The organism is Streptomyces sp. NPDC050528 (assembly GCF_044457795.1).
Taxonomy (GTDB): Bacteria; Actinomycetota; Actinomycetes; order Streptomycetales; family Streptomycetaceae; genus Streptomyces.
The window spans coordinates 108,622-124,145 of the sequence record NZ_JBITHH010000002.1; the positions used below are offsets into that span (position 1 = coordinate 108,622).

Here is a 15,524-nt window from a genome sequence, read left to right on the forward strand (position 1 = left end):
CAGGTTGTGGTCGGCTTGTCAGACGCTGTTCGAAGGTCCGTACCAGAGTGGCCAGTTGATCACTGCTACGCTTCCGGATCTCGCGGGGGTCACCCCGGAACAAACACGTGTCATCTACATGACACACACAAAACCGCAGCGAGGAGAGGTCCGCCGTGGGCACAGTCGTCGACGACGCCGCCTCCGAGGAGTTCCACGCCTTCTTCGAGCGTCACTACGCCGAACTGTCGCGCCTGGCCCACCTGTTGACGGGTGAGGCGGACGCCGCCGACGATCTCGCGGCGGACGCGCTGCTCGCGCTCTGGCACCGCTGGGACCGGGTGCGCGCCGCCGACCATCCCGCGGCCTACGCCCGTGGGGTCGTCGCCAACCTGGCCCGCACCCGGATCCGCAGCGCGGTGCGTGAGCGGCGGCGGGTCGCCCTGTTCTGGTCGCAGCGCGAAGAGAAGACCGAGAACCCGGACGTGGCCGGCGTGGTCGACGTCCAAGAGGCCCTGCGCAGGCTGCCGTTCCGCAAGCGGGCCTGTGTGGTGCTGCGGCACGCGTTCGACCTGTCGGAGAAGGACACCGCGCTCGCCCTCGGTGTTTCCGTCGGTACGGTTAAGAGCCAGACGTCGAAGGGCATGGCCGAGCTGCAGCGGCTGCTCGGCCCGCAGAGCCCTCCGCTGCGGATGCACGCGGCGCTGGCACGCGGCGGCGAGAGTGGAGGGAGGACCCGATGAGGCACCAGGACGTGCACGACGACGAGTTGATCGCCCGGCTGCACGAGGCGGCCGAGGGACACGAACCCGACCGCTCCCGCATCCTCGCCCGGCTCGAACGCGGGATGGCCGCGCAGTCCCGCCCCGACCACCGGGCCACCCGACCGCCCGTCTTCGGCTGGGTGCGGGTGGTCAGCGCGACGGCCGCGGTGGCGAGCGTCCTCGCGATCGGCGGCTACGCGGTGGCGTCCGCGGTGAAGAGCAACTCCCCCGCCGAGCAGACGGTGTCCGTCTCACCGACGCCGACGCCCACGCCGTCGCCGGACGCGACGAGCCGTAACCCGGTCAAGCCGGTTGCCCCGAGCCCGAGTTCGGGTTCCGGCGACACCTCGCACAACACCCCCAAGGCGAGCACCTCTCCGACCGTCCCCACGACCGCGTCGTCCTCCGCACCCCCCGTACTGCCGGCCGCCTCCGGCACCCAGGACGGCCCGCTCTGGTCGGACGGTTCGATCGACCCGGGCAGCAACGACTTCTGGGCGCAGAGCGACGTCACCCTGAAGACGACCAAGCAACTCACCGCGCTCACCGTCCAGTTGAAGGTCAAGGAGACCGGCGGGGTCACCTCTGCGGGCGCCTGGCGCTCGCTGCCCGAGCAGGACTTCACGCAGACGGTGACGGAGCAGGACGGCTTCCTGGTCTACACGTGGGTGCTCAAGAAGGGCCGTACGGTCGCGGTCGGGGACTGGGTCTTCGCCGGGCAGTACAACCATGCGCGCGGCGGCCGGGACGCCAAGGACGACAGCTACTCGGCGGCGGGCACGGCGGCGGGCCAACAGCTCGCGGTGAAGGGCGACTTCGCGGCGCAGAAGTCGTAGGAAGAGATCTCAGGCAGACGGCAACCCTTTCTCCGCCGGTGGCGACAAGGAAGCGCAAGGTTCCTCTCGCACGGAGTCACACGGAGCAAGTCGCTTGAGCACGCACAAGAAACACCTCACCCGCAGGCGGGTGCTCGGGGCCTCCGCGATCGGTGTCGCCGCCACCGGCGCGGCCGTCGCGGGCGGTACCGGTCTCCTCTCGTCCGCCAGTGCCGCCGCCTTCGGCTACACCGACGACGGTTCCAACTATGTGATCACCACGGGCGGTTCACTCGTCTTCAAGGTCTCCAAGTCGACGGGTGACATCACGTCCCTCGCCTACAAGGGCAAGGAGTACGAGGGCTACGGCGGCATGCACTCGCATGTCGAATCCGGGCTGGGCGCCTCAACGGTCACGATCAAACAGTCGGGCTCGACGATCCTGGTGAAGGTCGCGCACGGCGCGATCACCCAGTGGTACGCGGCCCGCAGCGGCGAGAACAACGTCTACCTGTGGACGAACAAGGCGGACGCGTCCTTCACCGCGACGCGGTACATCGTCCGCGTGAAGCCCGGGATGTTCCCCAACTCCGGTTCGGACGCGTGGGATTCGACCACCGACACGATCATTGAGGCCGGCGACGTCTGGAAGCACCCCGACGGCACGACCCGCTCCAAGCACTACTCGGGCAAGCGGACCATCGACTACGACCACGTCGGCTTCACGACGGGCGCGGTAGGCCTGTACCTGGTCCGCTCCAACCACGAGAAGGCGTCCGGCGGCCCCTTCTACCGCTCCCTGCTGCGCCACTCGAACGAGGGCGGGGCCGGGCTGTACGAGATCCTGCACTACAACGAGGCCCAGACCGAGCCCGAACGCTTCGGCCTCCAGGGCCCGTTCGTGATCGCCTTCACGGACGGCGGCACCCCGCCCTCGTCCCTCTTCGCGGCGAACCTCGACACGTCCTGGGCAGACTCGCTCGGCATCACGGGCTGGGTGGGCAAGGCGGGCCGGGGAAAGGTGGCGGGCGTCGGTCTGAAGGGCATGGACGCCAACTACCCCTACACGGTGGGCTTTTCCAACGCCGACGCGCAGTACTGGGCGAAGGCGGCGTCCGGCACCGGCGCATTCTCCTGCAAGGGGATGCTCCCGGGGACGTACACGCTGACGGTCTTCAAGGGCGAACTGGCCGTGCACACCGGTTCGGTGACGGTGACGGCAGGCAGTACGACATCACTCCACACCCTGACCATCACGGGTGACCCGTCCACGGCTACGACCGTCTGGCGACTCGGCAACTGGGACGGCACACCGGGCGAGTTCAAGAATGCCGAGCTGATGACGTACGCCCACCCTTCCGACACGCGCGCGTCCAAGTGGACCGGCAACGTCACGATCGGCAGCGGAAACGAGGCCGCGTCCTTCCCGGCATACATCTGGAAGGACGTCAACAACGGCATCCTGGTCTACTTCAAGCTGACCACGGCACAGGCTGCCGCAGCACACACGCTACGGATCGGCGTCACAACGGCGTACATCAACGCCCGCCCCCAAGTGACCGTGAACGACTGGGTTTCGACGATCCCCACCCCTCCCACCCAACCCTCGACGCGCGATCTCACCACGGGTTCCTACCGCGGAAACAACCACACGTTCGTTTTCAACGTCCCTTCCAGTGCGTGGAGTTCGGACGCGACGCAGTACAACGTCCTGAAGATCAACGTCGTCAGTGGTTCGACGGGGTCGGGCTTCCTCAGCCCGGGCACGTCGTTCGACTGCATAGACCTGCTGACCTGAGCCCCCCTCGGTCAGCAGAGCGACGCCCCTGCCGGTGACGACTGGCGGGGGCGTCGCGTTGTGCCGTGGATCTCAGGGACCCGTACGCCCCGATGTCCGAACACGCAGGGCCTGGACGGACCAGTCGAAGACGGCGGCAAGACTCTCCGGAGCGGTCCACCCGTTGACCACCGCGAGCAGCTGGAGATATCGCTCCCTGCGGGGGTCGTTGACGCGCTCCAGCCGGGTCGCCAGCCGGTGACGAAGTTCGATGTCGTCGGGACGGCCCAGGAGGTGCGCATAGTGCGCGGTGAACGCCACGACGAACGGATCGGCCTCGGGTGAGGTCGGGTCGATGCCGGCGGTGAGGGCCGGCCCGGCCTGGTCACGAACGACTGCGAAGATGTCGCGACGCGGGACCGCCGTGCCGCTCCGGGCCTGCTCGGCCGCCTGCTCCTCGACCAACCGCCGTACGGAGGCGCGGAAGTCCGGGTCCTGGGACAGTTCGGCCAACTCCACCCACGCCTGGACCTGTTCCGCATCCGGGTTGTCGGGCAGTTCGGGGGTCATCGAGCGCATGACCCCGGCGAACGCGGGGGCCACGTCAGGTCCTCCGAAGACGGCATCGAGGAACTCGCCGATCAGACAACGGCGTTCGTCCTCGGAGAGCTGGGCCAACCGGTGCATGAGTTCCGTCTCCTCAGGTGTGGACCCGCGCTCGGCCACCGCCGTCAGCACCGCATGCCGCAGTCGCAGGACACGTATCTGCACCGCCAGCGCCTCGGCGTGCGCCGCGGCGACCTCCGGCAGCGAGAGCTCACGGTCCACGACCTTGCGGATCGTGGAGAGGTCAAGTCCCAGCTCGCGCAGGGTCCTTACGAGGTCCAGGCGTGCGACGGCATCGACGCCGTACAGGCGGTAGCCGGCCGGGCTGCGGTCCGTCGGCGCCACGATCCCGCGATCGGAGTAGAACCGAACGGTCTTGACCGTGAGCCCGGTCCGCCGAGCCAGTTCACCGATCGAGTAGAGCGTGTCGCCGTCCATGCCCTCACCTTTGCGTCTCCCCCTACTGGAGACTCAAGTCCGTCCCGCTCAGATACCCGCGCCGTTCGTGGCCGGCAGCAGTGCGGCCAGTTCGGCGTCGTCCGGGCGGTGAGCCGCCTCGGCCGCCTTGCGCAGAGTGGCGCGGTTGACCTTGTCCATGTCGGCGCTCAGCCGAATCACCACGCCGTCCACGGGCACCGCGTATTCGTGATGGTCACCTGTCTTGCGGTACCAGGCGTCGCCATCGTGCTCGCAGGTGACCCGCTCGTGCGATCCCTCGACCATCGGCTGCTTGGCGCAGTTCTCCGCCGTCAGCGTGTTGCGATCCACGAAGAGGCCGAACTTGGCGGCACTCTTGTCGGACCGGTACGCGGCGACGAACTCGTCATCGCCATACACCCCGACCGACTCCGGAAACACGGTGAAGCCGGAGACCTTGGTGACATAGACGAGTTCCGGCGCGACTCCCCAGCCCCGCGCGGCGGCGTCGAGGTCGGCGCTGTCGGCGGCCGCCCCGTCCTCCTTGTCCGCGTCGCATCCTGTGAGGAGCACTGGCAGCACAAGGAGGGGGAGCAGCGCACGCGCGGTTCGCATCATGGGCACATCCTGTCGCACAGACATGCCACAGGCGTAACGGTTTCCGGATTCGTCGTGGCAGCGATGTCACCCTCGACGTTCCCGCTCGATCGGGCACGCAAGGGGGCATTGCGCCCAGGGGCAAGGTTATTCGTAGACCCTGGCGACGGTCAGGGCACGGGCGAAGAACGTCCAGTCACCTTCGAACGGCAGATCCTGCCCGACACTTCGGTACCACCCCGGAGAATCGGCGACCCAGGCTTCCAGGGCTTCCAGGAAGTCGTCCAGTGTCGCGTTCTCCCACTGCTGACCACTGGCCGCATGGTCTGCGCGAAGACGTGCCAGGAAGCCGCTGAAGGCCTCGCGGTCGCCTATGTGATCGTCGGGTGCCAGGGGGCTCGTCATGGCTGTGATCTTAAGAGGGCTCCTTGGAGTTCACGGCAAGCCAGTCAGTTCATCGTGGCGCCGATGGTCGTCGAGCCCGTCGTCAGGAATGTCGTCACCGGCAACGTCCCACTCGCCGACCGCACCCCATACGCCGTAGTCGCGTCCGTCGACTTGAACGAGGGCGTCGCAACCCCGCCGTCCCAGCTGTTCGCCGCCGAGACCGCGCCCGAACCCAGCGTGTCCGCACCGCCCTTGTTGCCGACGGAGAGGTTGCGGGCCAGGCGGGACTTGCTCGTGGCGAAGAAGAAGCCGGACTCCGTGTTGGCGTAGGCGGTGTTGCGGTTGAGGATGATCGCGCCGGTGTTGGAGTTCTCGGTGAAGCCGTTGAGGGTGTTGTCCCAGGCCGCGTTGTCGTTGACGACGTGCGCGACCGCGACGCCTCCGCCGCCCAGCTTGAAGCCGTTGCCGTTGCCCTCGAAGGCGGAGTCGTTCCAGCGGTTCTTGCCGTTGCCGAAGGCCCAGGAGTGGTCGATGGTGACCGGCGAGGAGAACTGCCACAGGTCGAGGCCGTCGTCGGAGTTGTTGTAGAGGCGCGCGCCGGTGACCTTGTTGCCGGTGCCGGAGCCGAACTTGATGGCGATGCCGTCGGCGTTCTGGCCATGCCCGGCGGCGTCGTAGTTGCCGTAACTGTCCAGGTTCTGAACGAGGTTGTTCGTCGTGCCGTCGCCGCGCAACGTGAAGCCGGAGTCGCCGTTGTTCGCCGTCACCAGGTTCTTGAAGATGCCGCCGACCGAGGACGTGGCTACGAAGCCCTGCGCCGGGGAGTTCTGGAAGGTGAGGTTCTGGACCGTCCAGTAGTCGCCGTAGATGCCCGCCAGCCACTGGCCCGCCGGCAGCTTGGAGCCGTCTATCTTCACCTTCTCCGTGCCGTACGCCTCCAGCGTGATGCGGGCCGAACTGGTGCCGTCCGCCGTGGACTTGAGGGTCGCGGCCGGGGTGTAGGTGCCCGCCCTGACCTGGATGACCGTCCCCGCCGTGGCGTTGGCGACCGCCGACTCCAGCTGGGCGGTGGTGGACACGGCGACCGTCGACGAAGCGGCTTGCGCGCCGCCGCTGTTGAGGCCGAGGTAGACGCCGCCCGCCCCCGCGGCGACGGCCACCGCGGCGGCGATCGAGAGGGTGCGGGTCCTGCGGTGGCGTCCGGTGCTCGTACGCACGGCGTTGGTTCCTTTCCTGGATGACGAGGACGAAACGGGCCGGAGGGGCCGCCCCGGCCCGTTTCTGATCACTGGTCGCCGCCACGGACGGAAAGGGTTGCCGCGGGCACGGGAAATGACCCGCGAAAAAGAGCGAAACTTTCGCTCCGGCCCGTCCCACCCTCACCAATTGACGCACCGCACCCCACTGATGACACTCCGAAGGCACAGCTATTCAACAGAATCCCCCACACCCCCACAGGATGTGCCATGCGACCCCGCACCGCCCGCACCCTCCTGCTCCCCTTCGTGACCCTGGCCGCCCTCCTCCTCGCCTTCCTCGCCGCCCCGCCCAGTACCGCGCACTCAGGAGCACCGCCCGTGAACCACCCCAAGTACGCCGGTTATCTCTTCGCCTACTTCACCGGCGAGGGCACCGCCGACGGCGAGCAGATCCGCTACGCCCTCAGCCGGGGCAACGACCCCCTGCACTGGCGGGAGTTGAACCAGGGCAAGCCGGTCCTCACGTCGACGATCGGCGAGAAGGGGCTGCGCGATCCGTTCGTGATCCGCTCCCCGAAGGGCGACAAGTTCTACCTCATCGCCACCGACCTGCGCATGTACCAGAACAGCAGCGGTAGTTGGGACGACGTCCAGCGGCACGGCAGCAAGTCGGTGATGATCTGGGAGTCGACCGACCTGGTCCACTGGACCGACCAGCGGCTGGTGAAGGTGGCCCCGGACAACGCGGGCAACACCTGGGCGCCGGAGGCCTATTGGGACGACTCGCTCGGTGAGTACGTCGTCTTCTGGGCGTCGAAGCTGTACGCCGACGACGACCCCGACCACACCGGCTCGACGTACAACCGCATGATGTACGCGACGACGAAGGACTTCCGCACCTTCAGCGCGCCGAAGGTCTGGGACGACCCCGGTTACTCCGTCATCGACTCAACTGTCGTGAAGTACAAGGACACTTACTACCGCTACACCAAGGACGAACGCGACCCGTCCTCCAGCTCCCCCTGCTCGAAGTTCATCACCGGCGAGAAGTCGACCTCGCTGACGTCCACGTCGTACGACTTCGTCTCGGAGTGCATCGGCAGCGGTGCGATCGAGCGCGGCGAAGGACCGACGGTGTTCAAGTCCAACACCGAGAAGAAGTGGTACCTGTTCGTCGACGAGTACGGGTTGCGCGGCTACGTCCCCTTCGAGACCACCGACCTCGACTCCGGCCGGTGGACCCCGTCCACGGACTACCAGCTCCCGGCAAGTCCCCGCCACGGCACGGTACTTCCGGTGACGCAGGCGGAGTACGACCGGCTGCTGGCCGCGTACCCGGCGACTCCGACGTCGGTCGTGGACGCGACGGCGCATGGACAGAAGGGGTACGCGGTCGTCACGGAGGCCTCGTCGAAGGTCGTGCTGCCGATGCAACCCGGCGCGGATCTGCGGCACTTGGCGCCGACCCTCGACATCGGCACGGGCGCGACGGTCAGCCCGGCGTCCGGGACGCGACGGGACTTCCGCACGCCGCAGTCGTACACGGTCACGGCGACGGACGGGACGAGCCGCACCTGGACGGTGGAAGCGGTGCCGACCCGAAGTCCCGTGCTGCCAGGGCTGACCGCCGACCCCGACGTGCACTATCTCGACGGCCAGTACTGGATCTACCCGACGAGCGACGGCTACGCGAACTGGGGCGGGACGAGCTTCAAGGCGTACTCCTCAAGGGACTTGGTCCACTGGCGGGACCACGGAGTCATCCTCGATCTGGGGCCCGACGTGTCCTGGGCCGACAAGAACGCGTGGGCGCCGGCGATCGCCGAGCGCGACGGGAAGTACTACTTCTACTTCTGCGCCGAGCAGCAGATCGGGGTCGCGGTGGCGGACTCGCCCGCGGGCCCGTTCAAGGACGCGCTCGGCAAACCCCTTGTGGCGAAGGGGGGTTCACTCAGCGGCCAGATGATCGACCCGGCCGTCTTCACGGACGACGACGGGCAGTCGTATCTCTACTGGGGCAACGGGCACGCGTACGTCGTGCCGTTGAACGACGACATGACGTCGTACGACGCGACGAAGGTGAAGGACATCACGACGGGCGACTTCCGTGAGGGGTCCTTCGTCGTGAAGCGCAAGGGAACGTACTACTTCATGTGGTCCGAGGACGACACCCGCAGCGAGAACTACCACGTGGCCTACGCGACGGGACCGTCCCCGCTCGGTCCGTGGACCAAGCGGGGCACGATCCTGTCCAAGAACCCCGAGTACGGCATCCTCGGCACCGGCCACCACTCCGTGGTGAACGTCCCGGGGACCGACGACTGGTACGTCGTCTATCACCGGTTCGCCCTGAACGGGCCGGGAAAGCCGGGTGGGGACGGCACGCACCGGGAGACCACGATCGACCGCCTGCGGTTCGCGGCGGACGGAACGATTCAGCCGGTGGTGCCCACCCTCGGGTCGGTCAGCCCCGTACGGACGACCCGTACGGACTAGCTGACGAAGTAGGTCGGGTTCGGGATCTTGTACGTCTTGTCGGCGTAGCCCCCGTCGAGGTCCGAGTACTGGTCGCCGAAGTTGGCGATGATGTTGTACCCGAGGTCCTCGATGTGCTTCCGGGTACCGGACTTGTACTGCACGGTGGTGCAGGTCCAGGTGCCCGGGGTCGCGCAAGCGCTCAGGTAGGCCGGCGGGTTGTCCGCGTCCTTCAGGAACATGTGGTCGGCGTCGAGGTTGACGTCGGCGCCGACCTTCTTCAGGTTGTCGACCGCGTAGGTGCGCTGCGACTCCTTCAGACCCGAGTTGTAGAAGACCGTGACGCCCTTGGACGCGGCGTACTTGACCAGCTCGGGGGTGCCGAAGACCTCCGGGCGGTTGGCCTGGGCGACGTACGCGGCCCAAGTGGCCGAGCTGTAGCCGTAGTTGTTCTTCTTCTCGTAGTCGAGGCTGAGCAGCAGCGTGTCGTCGATGTCGAAGACGACGGCCGGCTTGGCGCCCTTGTGGTGCTTGTGGACGGCCTCGTCGATGTACTTCTTGGCGGACGCGTCGATGCGCGCCAGGTCCTTGGCGTACGGGCTGGTCGCCGAGGCCTGGTACACGCCGTTGCTGTCGAGCGTGGTGCCGTAGTAGGTGTCGATGTCCTTCGTCAACAGGCCGATGTTGTACGGCTCGTGCGTCGAGTTGGCCGTCGACTGGCCGGCGCTGGCGACGCCCGTGCCGTACAGGGCGGCACCGGCGACGACACAGGCGGCGCCGAGGGCGGCCGCTCTAAGGGACTTCCGCATGGAATCTCCGGATCTGGTTCCGATGGGTGATGCACCAGGTCAGGGACTGTCTACGCGCATCACACGTCAGGCGCGAGGACCTTTATCCGATCGATACACAATCCACAGGGCGGGGAATTGCCCGCCCATGGGGTCCACTTGACCTTCTCTTGGCCGGCTTCTCCTAGGGTCGTGGACGCGACTGCGAACGGGGGAACGCGCGATGGGTGACGGCAAGGATCCGGCCAAGGTCCTCGACATCAAGGTCGCCGGGCACGCTGGTGCTGGGTCTGACGAGTATTCACGAGGCGATGGCCGATCTGGCGGACGGTCATGTCGACAACGACGAGTTGATCGCGGGGATGTTCACCGAAGTGAAGGTCCCGAAGTCGGACGGTGCCGGTGAGCGTTGAGGACGAGGCCCGGAAGATCCTGCTGCATCTGGGCCTGTGGTGGCCGGAGGCCGACTCGGGGAAGCTGCAAGGGCCCGTCCCGGACGGCCGGGCAGCCCTTCGAGTGGGATGTGCAGCTGAGCAAGCTGGGCCGGGCCAAACTCGGCTGGCTCAGCAGAGACGGCAGCCATCTGAACGTGTCCCTCGACGGGGAGATCACGCACAAGTGAGAAAGGACCCACAGCGGCATGGAAGACACCCTGGAGTTCTACGCGGAGGTACGCGTGGTGGACTCGCCCGACAGGCCCGAGGCACTGGGCAAGGTGGGCGCGATCCTGGGGATCACGGAGCCGACGGACGACAGGACCGCACCCGCCTACGCGGTGCTGCTCGACAGTGACGACAGCCTGATCCAGTTCCGCCGGGAGCAGATCGAGCCGACGGGACAGATGCGCACGCGCGAGGACTACTACTGAGAGCACGCGGAGCTGCCGCGCCTGCGTGCCGCGTGTGAGCCTCGTGACCGTCCGGCAAGGACGTGGGCCCAGCCCCGAGACACCGAACTGGGCCCACGCAACGGTCAGTTCATCGTCGCGCCGATCGTGGTGCTCCCTGTCGTGAGGAACGTCGTCGCCGGCAAGGTGCCGCTCGATGAACGGGCGTTGTACGTCGTCGACGCGTCCGTGGAGATGAAGGACGGGGTGGAGATGCCGGAGTCCCAGTTGTTGCCGGCCGAGGTGACCGCGGAACCCTTGCTGACCGAGCCACCGCCGTTGCTCACCGCGAGGTTCTTGCCGAGTTTGGCGGAGCTGGTGGCGAAGTAGTAGCCCGAGCCGCTGTTGGCGTAGGCCGTGGTGCGGTTGATGACGATCGAGCCGGTGTTGGAGTTCTCGGTGAAGCCGTTGCCCGCATTGCCCCAGGCGGCCGAGTTGTTGACGACGTGGGCGACCGTGACGCCGTTGCCGCCCAGTTTGTAGCCGTTGCCGTTGCCCTCGAACGCGGAATCGCCCCAGCGGTTGATCCCGTTGCCGAAGGACCAGGAGTGCTCGATGGTGACCGGCGAGGAGAAGGACCACAGGTCGATGCCGTCGTCCGAGTTGTTGTACAGCCGGGCGCCGGTGACGAGGTTGCCGGTGCCGGAGCCGAACTTGATGGCGACCCCGTCGGCGTTCTGGCCGTGCGTGGCGGCGTCGTAATTGCCGTACGAGTCAAGGTTCTTGACCGTGTTGTTGACGGTGCCGTCGCCGGTGAGCGTGAAGCCGGAGTCGCCGCCGTTGATGGTCTTGACGTTGCTCCAGTTGGTGCCGGTGCAGGACTGGCAGACGACCGCGCTGTCCGGGGAGTTCTGGAAGGTCAGGTTGGAGACGTTCCAGTAGTCGGCGGTCAGCTTGAAGATCCAGGAGCCGGACGGCAGTGACGAACCGTCGATCTTGACCGTCTCCGAGCCGTACGCGGTGAGTGTGATCGGCGCGGAGGAGGTCCCGTTGGCCGTCGACTGGAGGGTGGCCGTCGGGTAGTAGGTGCCGGCCCGGACCTGGATGACCGTACCGGCGGTGGCGTTCTTGATGGCGTTGGTCAGGTCGGTGGAGTTGCTGACCACAACGGTCGCCGCGTGTGCCGGGGAGGCGATCACGGCGAGTCCGAGCGAGGCCGTGGTCACGGCGAGCGCGGTGAAGGTGCTGATACGACGCATGACGTGCGGGTCCTTTCGTCGATCAGAGTGAGCGGACGGGTTCCCAGCCGCCGAGGTAGGTCGCAGGGGTGTGCAACTCGGCCTCGGCGGCGGTGAGTTGGGGCCGGTTCTCCGGGACGGTGATCACGGAGCCCGGTCCCGTGTTGCGGTACTCGTGAAAACGCATCGACTGCCAGGGATAGGCGTCGCGCATGTTGATGTAAGGCGCGACCGGGTCGATGCCGGGCCCGATCCGCGTGTCCCGCACGACGAGGGACGGCCAGGCCGTCGTCTCGTACGATGGGACCCACGGCCGGGCCAGCTTGTACGCGGCGTCCTCGGCCGCCGAGGTGACACGGGAGCGGACGGCGAGGAATCCGTGCGGATTGGCGCGGGCGGTGGAGGGCGCGAAGACCATGCCCTTGGGGGTGAACTCCACATCCCGCTCAAGGGTGTTGAAGTGACAGTCCACGAAGACAGCGGTGGCCCGCCCGAAGACGAAGTCGACGTCTCCCTCGATGTAGCAGCGGGAGTAGCAGTGCCGGTCGAAGGCCTCCAGCGCACTCGTGTCCGCGAACAGGGTGTCCTGGTGGGCCAGCAGCCGCACGTTCGTGAAATACGAGCGGTCCCCCGTCACATACGCGGCCACCGCCTGCGTCCCCGTGATCTCCGGATGGTCCGCGCGCAGCCAGTCGTTGGCCAGGGTCAGGTCCCGTACGGTCAGCCCGGGCGCCGCCGACGTGAAGGTCGCGGAGCCGGCCGTACCGTACGTCCCCGAACCGTCCGGCCTCTGCGTCCCGTTGGCGTTGTCGTAGACGATGACGACGTCACGCGGATCGCGCGTGGCCCCGCGCAACGTCAACTCGCCCGCCGCCACAGGCACGTTGACGACTTCGCGGTACGTCCCCGGGTGCACGACGATCGTCCAGCCGCTGCCGTCCACCGCGTCCACGGCCGCCTGCACCGAGTCCCCGGGCCGGACGTGCAGGACACGACGACGGCCGAGCGCTACGGCGGGCCCGGCACCGGCGGCCACCAGACCACCGGCGATCCCGGCCAGAAGGGTGCGTCTGCGCAGGGTCATCTCAGCGCCTCCGCCCCGGTGTCCAGTCACCCAGATACGCTTCGCGGGTCGCCGACTCGGCCTGTTCCGGGGTGAGTTGGGGCCGGTTCTCCGGAACGCTGATCACCGCACCCGCGCCCGAATTCCGGTACTCCGCGAACCGCTGCCCCTGCCAGGGATAGGCGTCCGACATGTTGGTGTACGGCGCCACCGCGTCGATCCCGGCGCCCAGCACCGTGTCCCGCACGGTGAGCATCGGGCGGGCGGTGGTGTCCGAGCCGGGCACCCAGGGACGGGCCAACTTGTAGTAGGCGTCCGGGGCTTGGCTGCTCACGCGGCTGTGCGTCACCAGGTAGCCGCGCGGGTTCGCGACCGCCGTGGAGGGCGCGAAGACGAAGCCGTACGGTGCCGTCGCCAGGTCGGTGCGGTTGAGGGTGCGGAAGTGGCAGCGGTCGTAGACGGCGGTCGCGCGCCCGAAGACGAAGTCGACATCTCCCTCGACGTAGCAGCGCGCGTAGTACTGGCGGGCGAAGACACCGAGGGCGAACGAGTCGGCGTACAGGGTGTCTTGGTGCCCGAGGAAGTGGCAGTCGAAGAACGCCGAACGGTCGCCCTGCACCTTGATCGCGACCGCCTGGGTGCCGGTGATCTCGGGGTGGTCGGCGCGCAGCCAGTCGTTGGCGAAGGTGATCCGGCGAGCGGTGAAACCGTCGGTGCGGACGGTCGTGGTGGCCGAGCCGGTGGTGCCGTAGGTACCCGAACCATCCGGCTTCTGGGTCCCGTTGGCGTTGTCGTAGACGATGACGACGTCACGCGGGTCCTCGCTCGCGCCGATCCAGGTCATCTCGGAGGCGGCGTCGGTGAGTTGGCCGGTGGCCGGGTCGGTGACTCCGGCGGTGACCGTCTCGCGGTAGACGCCGGGGGCGATGACCAGGGTGTACCCGGCGCCGGTCGCGGCGGTGACGGCGGCCTGGACGGTGGTGAAGTCGCCCCGGCCGCGCGGGTCGACGTACCGGGTGAGCGGGGTGAGGCGCGCGGCGGGTGAGCCGTAGCGGCCGAACGGGTGCGGTCTGCCGACGGCGAGGGCGGGGACGGCGGTGAGGCCGAGGGTGGCGCCCGCGCCGACGCTCGCGCTCGCCGCGAGGAATCCCCGTCTGGACAGGGGCAGTTGGAGGGAGTGGTGGTGCGAGGGCATGCGGGTGCTCCTTCGCGGTGCGGCTCGTGAGGTGGGCCCCGGCACCGGGCCGGTCGGACACAACCGGCCCGGCATGTAAGGGAGTTGGTCAGCGCAGGCGGCCCGCCCCCGCGCCCCGGTCGACGATGAACGGCACGGCCTTCGCGGGGTCGATCTTTGTGCGCAAGGTCGGGGTCCAACCCGCGCCGGACTGGAGGATCTCGGTCGGAACTCCCGCGTTGTGGACGGCGATCAGGTCGGTGAGCTCGCCGTTGACGTAGTTGTCGTCGGCGGTGAGCGGCGCCTCGGACCACTTCTTGAGGATGGTGGCCTCGTCGATGCCGGCCGGGACCGTGAACGCGTTGTGTTCCGCGACGAGTTGGGACTCCAGGCCGATGCCGTAGCTGTAGCCGTATCCGGGCTCGGCGACGAAGTGGTTGTTGTACGAGTCGACTTGGCCGAAGCGGACGCGGGGCGCGCGCTCGACGAGGTTGGAGAAGAGATTGTGATGGAGCGTCACCTTCAAGTGGCCTCGGTCGATGGCGGCGGTGGAGGCGCTGTCGCTGTTGCCGATGAGGATCGTCTTGTCGTGATCGGTGAAGACGTTCCAGGAGGCGGTGACGTAGTCGGCGGCCTTGACGATGTCGAGTTCGCCGTCGTGCTGCTCGAAGATCCGCCCGAAGTAGGTGGGCAGCGAACTGTCCGGGTGGGCGCCGTCGGTGAACGTGTTGTGGTCCAGCCACACATGCGTGGAGCCGTAGATGACGGCGCTGTCGTACTCGGAGTTCCAGTTGCCGGTGTCGCCGTCGGTCGGGTCCCACTGCGGGAAGCAGTCGAGCGGGCTCTCGAAGGCGAGGTTGCGGACGATGACGTTGTCGACGGCCGTGATCTGCAGGCTGGCACCCTTGAAGCCGGCGTTCTTGCCGACGCCGATGATGGTGGTGTTGGCGGGGACGAACGCCTTGATGGCGGTGTTCTGGTTGGCGGCGGAGACGCGGCGCAGGCCCTCGGGGCTGTCGGCGGGCTCGTTGTCCAGGTTCTGGTCGTAGCCCCAGACGGCGGGGTCGTAGGTGGCGAGGTACTGGGCGAAGTCGTAGCCGGGCGCGGCGAAGGAGTCGCAGCCCTCGGCGTTGGCGTCGATCACACCCTTCACTCTGATGATCTTCGGCGCGGTGCCACCGGCGGCCAACGCGGCCTTGAAATCAGCCCAGTTGGAGACGGTGTAGACGTGATCGGGGGTGGCCGCCGCGCCACCGCTGGTACCGGTGCCGTAGGAGGCCCAGCCGTCCCCGGCACCGAGCGCCTGACGGTCGAGGGAGCGCGGATGGGCCTGGGCGGTGGTGCTGGTGAGGGCGAGAGCCAGTGCCGTGCAGCCTACGAGCGACGCAATGACGCGTCCATGACACATAGATATACGCA

Annotated in this window: 15 protein-coding genes; 6 read left to right on the forward strand and 9 right to left on the reverse strand. The window is 67.7% G+C overall.

Going from position 1 to position 15,524, the window contains the following annotated elements; genetic code table 11:
* Positions 1-155 precede the first annotated feature (155 nt).
* The 3 genes from ACIBK4_RS07835 (at position 156) to ACIBK4_RS07845 (ending at position 3,356) form a co-directional block, all read left to right on the forward strand.
* Positions 156-722 carry a SigE family RNA polymerase sigma factor gene (locus tag ACIBK4_RS07835; protein WP_019060605.1) on the forward strand — a complete coding sequence of 189 codons (567 nt, stop codon included), beginning with the start codon at positions 156-158 and terminating at the stop codon, positions 720-722.
* The gene (locus ACIBK4_RS07840) at positions 719-1,579 is read left to right on the forward strand and encodes a hypothetical protein (protein ID WP_398993182.1); all 861 of its coding nucleotides are present in this window, start codon (positions 719-721) and stop codon (positions 1,577-1,579) included. Before ACIBK4_RS07835 ends, ACIBK4_RS07840 begins: the two co-directional genes overlap by 4 nt.
* A 94-nt stretch (positions 1,580-1,673) precedes the next feature.
* Positions 1,674-3,356, forward strand: coding sequence for a rhamnogalacturonan lyase B N-terminal domain-containing protein (locus ACIBK4_RS07845; RefSeq protein ID WP_398993184.1), 1,683 nt, complete (start codon positions 1,674-1,676; stop codon positions 3,354-3,356).
* A 72-nt stretch (positions 3,357-3,428) separates the two neighbouring features.
* Here the strand turns inward: ACIBK4_RS07845 and ACIBK4_RS07850 are convergent, their stop codons facing one another.
* From ACIBK4_RS07850 to ACIBK4_RS07865, 4 genes are all read right to left on the reverse strand, one after another.
* Complete coding sequence (locus ACIBK4_RS07850; RefSeq protein ID WP_398993186.1) at positions 3,429-4,379, reverse strand: MerR family transcriptional regulator; 951 nt, start codon at positions 4,377-4,379, stop codon at positions 3,429-3,431.
* A gap of 48 nt (positions 4,380-4,427) precedes the next feature.
* The gene (locus tag ACIBK4_RS07855; protein WP_398993188.1) at positions 4,428-4,976 is read right to left on the reverse strand and encodes a hypothetical protein; all 549 of its coding nucleotides are present in this window, start codon (positions 4,974-4,976) and stop codon (positions 4,428-4,430) included.
* 126 nt (positions 4,977-5,102) lie between these two features.
* The gene (locus ACIBK4_RS07860) at positions 5,103-5,360 is read right to left on the reverse strand and encodes a hypothetical protein (protein ID WP_398993190.1); all 258 of its coding nucleotides are present in this window, start codon (positions 5,358-5,360) and stop codon (positions 5,103-5,105) included.
* Between the two features lie 44 nt (positions 5,361-5,404).
* On the reverse strand, positions 5,405-6,559 hold the full coding sequence (locus ACIBK4_RS07865) for a right-handed parallel beta-helix repeat-containing protein (protein WP_398993192.1): 1,155 nt from the start codon (positions 6,557-6,559) through the stop codon (positions 5,405-5,407).
* Between the two features lie 249 nt (positions 6,560-6,808).
* Here ACIBK4_RS07865 and ACIBK4_RS07870 point away from each other — a divergent pair, with 249 nt between their 5' ends.
* Entirely contained in the window at positions 6,809-9,037 is a 2,229-nt protein-coding gene (locus ACIBK4_RS07870) for a family 43 glycosylhydrolase (RefSeq protein ID WP_398993194.1), read from the forward strand.
* On the opposite strand, the gene ACIBK4_RS07875 is transcribed toward ACIBK4_RS07870, so the two are convergent.
* Positions 9,034-9,825, reverse strand: coding sequence for an HAD family acid phosphatase (locus ACIBK4_RS07875; RefSeq protein WP_398993196.1), 792 nt, complete (start codon positions 9,823-9,825; stop codon positions 9,034-9,036). The two genes, ACIBK4_RS07870 and ACIBK4_RS07875, sit on opposite strands and share 4 nt — an antisense overlap.
* A 502-nt stretch (positions 9,826-10,327) precedes the next feature.
* Here ACIBK4_RS07875 and ACIBK4_RS07880 point away from each other — a divergent pair.
* Both ACIBK4_RS07880 and ACIBK4_RS07885 read left to right on the forward strand, forming a co-directional pair.
* Positions 10,328-10,426, forward strand: a complete 99-nt coding sequence (locus ACIBK4_RS07880) for a polymorphic toxin type 17 domain-containing protein (protein ID WP_398993198.1) — start codon at positions 10,328-10,330, stop codon at positions 10,424-10,426.
* Between the two features lie 18 nt (positions 10,427-10,444).
* A complete protein-coding gene (locus tag ACIBK4_RS07885) occupies positions 10,445-10,672 on the forward strand; it encodes a hypothetical protein (RefSeq protein WP_398993200.1) in 228 nt (75 codons plus the stop codon).
* A gap of 104 nt (positions 10,673-10,776) precedes the next feature.
* Here the strand turns inward: ACIBK4_RS07885 and ACIBK4_RS07890 are convergent, their stop codons facing one another.
* The 4 genes from ACIBK4_RS07890 to ACIBK4_RS07905 all read right to left on the reverse strand — a co-directional run bounded on the left by ACIBK4_RS07890 (position 10,777) and on the right by ACIBK4_RS07905 (position 15,513).
* A complete protein-coding gene (locus ACIBK4_RS07890) occupies positions 10,777-11,889 on the reverse strand; it encodes a chondroitinase-B domain-containing protein (RefSeq protein ID WP_398993202.1) in 1,113 nt (370 codons plus the stop codon).
* A gap of 22 nt (positions 11,890-11,911) precedes the next feature.
* Entirely contained in the window at positions 11,912-12,946 is a 1,035-nt protein-coding gene (locus tag ACIBK4_RS07895; protein WP_398994364.1) for a pectinesterase family protein, read from the reverse strand.
* A 7-nt stretch (positions 12,947-12,953) separates the two neighbouring features.
* Positions 12,954-14,126: a pectinesterase family protein gene (locus tag ACIBK4_RS07900; RefSeq protein WP_398993204.1), complete on the reverse strand. Its 1,173-nt coding sequence runs from the start codon at positions 14,124-14,126 to the stop codon at positions 12,954-12,956.
* Between the two features lie 88 nt (positions 14,127-14,214).
* Complete coding sequence (locus ACIBK4_RS07905; RefSeq protein ID WP_398994366.1) at positions 14,215-15,513, reverse strand: polysaccharide lyase family 1 protein; 1,299 nt, start codon at positions 15,511-15,513, stop codon at positions 14,215-14,217.
* Positions 15,514-15,524: the final 11 nt, after the last annotated feature.

Bases quoted from the DNA above. Each gene is read 5' to 3' on its own strand.
- ACIBK4_RS07870 (WP_398993194.1), top strand. From the start codon at position 6,809: ATGCGACCCCGCACCGCCCGCACCCTCCTGCTCCCCTTCGTGACCCTG.
- ACIBK4_RS07875 (WP_398993196.1), bottom strand. From the start codon at position 9,825: ATGCGGAAGTCCCTTAGAGCGGCCGCCCTCGGCGCCGCCTGTGTCGTC.
- ACIBK4_RS07855 (WP_398993188.1), bottom strand. From the start codon at position 4,976: ATGATGCGAACCGCGCGTGCGCTGCTCCCCCTCCTTGTGCTGCCAGTG.
- ACIBK4_RS07840 (WP_398993182.1), top strand. From the start codon at position 719: ATGAGGCACCAGGACGTGCACGACGACGAGTTGATCGCCCGGCTGCAC.
- ACIBK4_RS07890 (WP_398993202.1), bottom strand. From the start codon at position 11,889: ATGCGTCGTATCAGCACCTTCACCGCGCTCGCCGTGACCACGGCCTCG.
- ACIBK4_RS07860 (WP_398993190.1), bottom strand. From the start codon at position 5,360: ATGACGAGCCCCCTGGCACCCGACGATCACATAGGCGACCGCGAGGCC.
- ACIBK4_RS07900 (WP_398993204.1), bottom strand. From the start codon at position 14,126: ATGCCCTCGCACCACCACTCCCTCCAACTGCCCCTGTCCAGACGGGGA.
- ACIBK4_RS07905 (WP_398994366.1), bottom strand. From the start codon at position 15,513: ATGTGTCATGGACGCGTCATTGCGTCGCTCGTAGGCTGCACGGCACTG.
- ACIBK4_RS07885 (WP_398993200.1), top strand. From the start codon at position 10,445: ATGGAAGACACCCTGGAGTTCTACGCGGAGGTACGCGTGGTGGACTCG.
- ACIBK4_RS07850 (WP_398993186.1), bottom strand. From the start codon at position 4,379: ATGGACGGCGACACGCTCTACTCGATCGGTGAACTGGCTCGGCGGACC.